General features: G+C 69.8%; 5 protein-coding genes. 3 read left to right on the plus strand and 2 right to left on the minus strand.

Annotated elements, in window-relative coordinates; translation table 11 throughout:
* Together VM306_RS13185 and VM306_RS13190 are read left to right on the plus strand one after the other, a co-directional pair.
* Window positions 1-781 (plus strand): M20/M25/M40 family metallo-hydrolase (locus VM306_RS13185; protein ID WP_325514681.1); only part of this gene is annotated, 781 nt, incomplete at its 5' end.
* A gap of 173 nt (window positions 782-954) precedes the next feature.
* Window positions 955-1788 carry an alpha/beta hydrolase gene (locus VM306_RS13190; protein ID WP_325514683.1) on the plus strand — a complete coding sequence of 278 codons (834 nt, stop codon included), beginning with the start codon at window positions 955-957 and terminating at the stop codon, window positions 1786-1788.
* A gap of 48 nt (window positions 1789-1836) precedes the next feature.
* Here the strand turns inward: VM306_RS13190 and VM306_RS13195 are convergent, their stop codons facing one another.
* Both VM306_RS13195 and VM306_RS41365 read right to left on the minus strand, forming a co-directional pair.
* Window positions 1837-2280 (minus strand): hypothetical protein, encoded by a 444-nt coding sequence (locus VM306_RS13195; RefSeq protein ID WP_325514685.1) that lies wholly within the window; start codon window positions 2278-2280, stop codon window positions 1837-1839.
* A gap of 67 nt (window positions 2281-2347) precedes the next feature.
* Window positions 2348-2674: a hypothetical protein gene (locus VM306_RS41365; RefSeq protein WP_414672370.1), complete on the minus strand. Its 327-nt coding sequence runs from the start codon at window positions 2672-2674 to the stop codon at window positions 2348-2350.
* 313 nt (window positions 2675-2987) lie between these two features.
* Here VM306_RS41365 and VM306_RS13200 point away from each other — a divergent pair, with 313 nt between their 5' ends.
* Window positions 2988-3407, plus strand: coding sequence for an aldo/keto reductase (locus tag VM306_RS13200; protein ID WP_325514687.1), 420 nt, complete (start codon window positions 2988-2990; stop codon window positions 3405-3407).
* Window positions 3408-3456 lie beyond the last annotated feature (49 nt).

Here is a 3456-nt window from a genome sequence, read left to right on the forward strand (position 1 = left end):
CGAGGTCGGCGGGTTCTCGATCACGCTGAAGGACGACGTGCGGGCCTACCTCGTGGAGACCGCCGAGAAGGGCATCCGCTGGCTCAAGCTGCGGGTCAAGGGCACCGCCGGCCACGGCAGCATGATCCACCGCGACAACGCCGTCGCGAAGCTCGCCGCCGCCGTGACGAAGCTCGACCAGCACCGGTGGCCGTTGATCATCCGTCCGTCGGTGCGCGAGTTCCTCGACGGCGTCACCGAGATCACCGGCCTCGAGTTCCCCGACGACGACGTCGAGGGCTCGATCGGCAAGCTCGGCGCGCTGTCGCGGATGATCGGCGCGACCCTGCGCGACACGGCCAACCCGACCATGTTGTCCGCGGGCTACAAGGCGAACGTCATCCCGTCGACCGCCGAGGCCACCGTGGACTGCCGGATCCTGCCCGGCCGCGAGGAGGCGTTCGACCGCGAGCTCGCCGAGCTCCTGGGCCCGGACGTGGAACGCGAGTGGGTCGGCCTGCCGCCGGTGGAGACGACGTTCGACGGCGCCCTGGTCGACGCGATGACGGCGTCGATCACCGCCGAGGACCCCGGCGCCCGCGTGCTGCCCTACATGCTCTCCGGTGGCACCGACGCGAAGTCGTTCCAGCAGCTCGGCATCCGCAACTTCGGCTTCGCACCGCTGAGGCTGCCGTCGGACCTCGACTTCTCCGGCCTGTTCCACGGCGTGGACGAGCGCGTACCGGTCGACGCCCTCAAGTTCGGCGTGCGCGTGCTGGACCGCTTCCTGCGCAACAGCTGAGGGAGGTGCCACGTCCACCGTGGAGCCGACCGGCCGGGTCGCCCTGGTCATGGGTGGCGCGGCCGGCATCGGATCCGCCGCGCCGGACGTGGTGCTCGGACGCGCCTGAACCGTGTCCTTTCGCCGTGTTGTCTCGTTAGGACGATCAGACGACACGGTGAAAGGAACGGCGCATGGTGCTGCTGGAGGACGGGACCGAGCTCAACGTGGTGCGCGCGGGAAACCCCGACGCACCGGTCACGGTTGTGCTGGCACACGGCTACGCCCTCGACCACCGCAGCTGGCACAAGGTGGTGGCCGACCTCAGCGCGGACTTCCAGGTCATCTCCTACGACCACCGCGGCCACGGCGCGTCGGCGGCCGCGACCAAGGAGACCGCGACGATCGAGCAGCTCGGAGACGACCTGGGGGAGCTGATCGAACGGGCGGTGCCCGAAGGTCAGGTCGTGGTCGCCGGGCACTCGATGGGCGGCATGGCGGCCCTGGCGATGGCCGAGCGGCGGCCGCGGTTGTTCAAGCAACGGGTGCTGGGCACCGTCTTCGTGTCGATGGCGGCGAGCGGGGCCAGCGAGACGTCGCTGGCGTGGCCCAAGGCACTGGGCAAGCTCGTGCGCGAGCTGGAGCGGGCGTTCGGGCCGATCGTGCGGGCGGTGCGGGAGAAGATCGAGCCCACGAAGACCGCCGGCCTGCGGTGGTGGCTGTTCGGTGACGAGCCCGCGGCCGAGGACGTCGAGCTGACCGCGGACATGGTGTGGGGGCACTGGCCGGAGACGATCGCGCTGTTCCGGCCCGCCGTCGACCGCTACGACCGGGAGGCCGGGCTCATGGTGGCCAAGGAGAAGGCCGTGGCCGCGGTGGTGGGGGACGAGGACCGGCTGGTGCCGGAGACGGACGCGGTGAAGTTCGGCGGAACCCCGGTGATCCTGCCGGACGCGGGTCACATGCTTCCGCTGGAACGGCCGTCCGAGATCGCGAACCTGATCCGGGAGATGGCGGCCAAGGCGTAGTGCGGCGGTCGGGTCGCTCGGCCGCGCGACCCGACGTCGTGGAGAGCTTCAGCGCCCTGCCGCGCTGGAACGGCGTCTGCCGGGTGGGCGGCCGAAGAGCCGCACGTGCTCGTCGACCAGCCAGTCCTTCAGCGGCGCCCACTCCGGGTGGTGGTTGAGCACCAGAAGGCGGTGCATCCACCAGTTCGGGTCGTCGTGGCGGGGGAACGCGGCGAGCCAGGCGGCTCGCTGCTCCGTAGTGAGCCCCCACAGGTGGGCCAGCTGGCCCTGGGCGTCCGTGTCGAGGCGGGCGGTGATCCGCCCGTTCTCGGTGTCCCATTCCGCGCGCAGTTCGCGCAGCACGGCGATCGCGCGGTCGTCGCCCTCGTCGGCGGTGACCACCACGGTGTGCAGGCCCTGTGTCGCCGCTTCGGCGAGCAGGGCGCGAGTTGACTCTTCGTCGTGCGGCAGTGCGCTGTGAGCGACCCCGACTTCGTGCGGCACGAGCTCCATGACCCAGAATCTGATCACATGTTCCACTAGTTCGGTCAATTTTATTTCTTCAGTGTTGACTGAAGAGTCACCTTCCCACGTTTGGGCGAGCACGTTGAACGGGCGTCGTCGTAAGGCGTGCAGAGACCGACCCCGCACAACGTTTTCGCACTACAAAGGTGGTGCGAAACGAGAGGGGGTGGTCAGCAGAGACCTCGGTTCGACATCGGGGGAGTAGTGGTCCCAATGACGACTGGACAGGTGTGGCGTCGAGGTCCCAGACGTGGACGGCGCGGTCCGCGCCGGCTGTCGCGAGGGTGCGGTTGTCCGGCGCGAAGGCGACGCCCCACACCCGTTTCGAGTGTCCGTGAGCACTGCCCGCACCTGGGGGTTGCGGGCAGTGCTCACGTTCCACGCGCGGACGGCGTCGTCGGTCGTCCCGGCGGCGACGAGGGCGCCGTCGGGGGAGAAGGCGAACTGCTGGACGGGCCCGGCGAACGGGTTGAGCGGCTTCTCCGGGCGAGGCATGGCGAAGATTCTTTCGCGCGGACAGGAGCCATTAAGTTCTATAACTTCAGTGTTGACTAAAGTAACACCCTGTGTTCACCTTCGCTGGAGAGTTACAGCGTCTCGAAAGCAAAGACGTGCAGACCCCCCCGTCCCAGTCGGGATAGTGGTTCTTGGCGTCGGGGCCGAAGACGAAGCGGACGAGGTTGGGCTCGCCGTTCATGCTCGAGATCTCGCGGAACCGCGCAGTGCTCGCGAGGACGTCGTCGGCGGGGGCGAGGACGGTGGCGGCGTGGGCGCCGTTGGCCGCGGGAAAGCTGTCCGGTGGCACGCAACGGGCCGGGAAGCTCATCGAGGCGGAGGAGCGCGTGGCGTGGGCCGTGCGGTCGGTCGCGGAGGAGCTGGGGGCGACGCCGGATCGTGTGGCGTTGGCGTGGGTGCGTGCCCGTGGGGCGTTGCCGCTGGTGGGGGCGCGGACGCCGGAGCAGGTCGCCGACTGCGTGGGCGACGTGGTGTTGCCCCCGGAAGCGCTCGCGCGCCTGGAGGCGGCGGCCCCGCCCGAGCGGGGCTTTCCGGCGGACTTCGTCGCGGAGTGCGAGGCGAGTCCGTTCGCGTTCGGCGAGGGCGTGGTGGTCAGGTGATGAGACCTGGTACCAGGTCGGGCTGGCGCTTGCGGCGCAGCCAGACCTT

Origin of the sequence: Lentzea sp. (genome assembly GCF_035525475.1) — a bacterium.
Classification (GTDB): domain Bacteria; phylum Actinomycetota; class Actinomycetes; order Mycobacteriales; family Pseudonocardiaceae; genus Lentzea.

Bases quoted from the DNA above. Each gene is read 5' to 3' on its own strand.
- VM306_RS13190 (WP_325514683.1), top strand. From the start codon at position 955: ATGGTGCTGCTGGAGGACGGGACCGAGCTCAACGTGGTGCGCGCGGGA.
- VM306_RS13195 (WP_325514685.1), bottom strand. From the start codon at position 2,280: ATGGAGCTCGTGCCGCACGAAGTCGGGGTCGCTCACAGCGCACTGCCG.
- VM306_RS13200 (WP_325514687.1), top strand. From the start codon at position 2,988: ATGCTCGAGATCTCGCGGAACCGCGCAGTGCTCGCGAGGACGTCGTCG.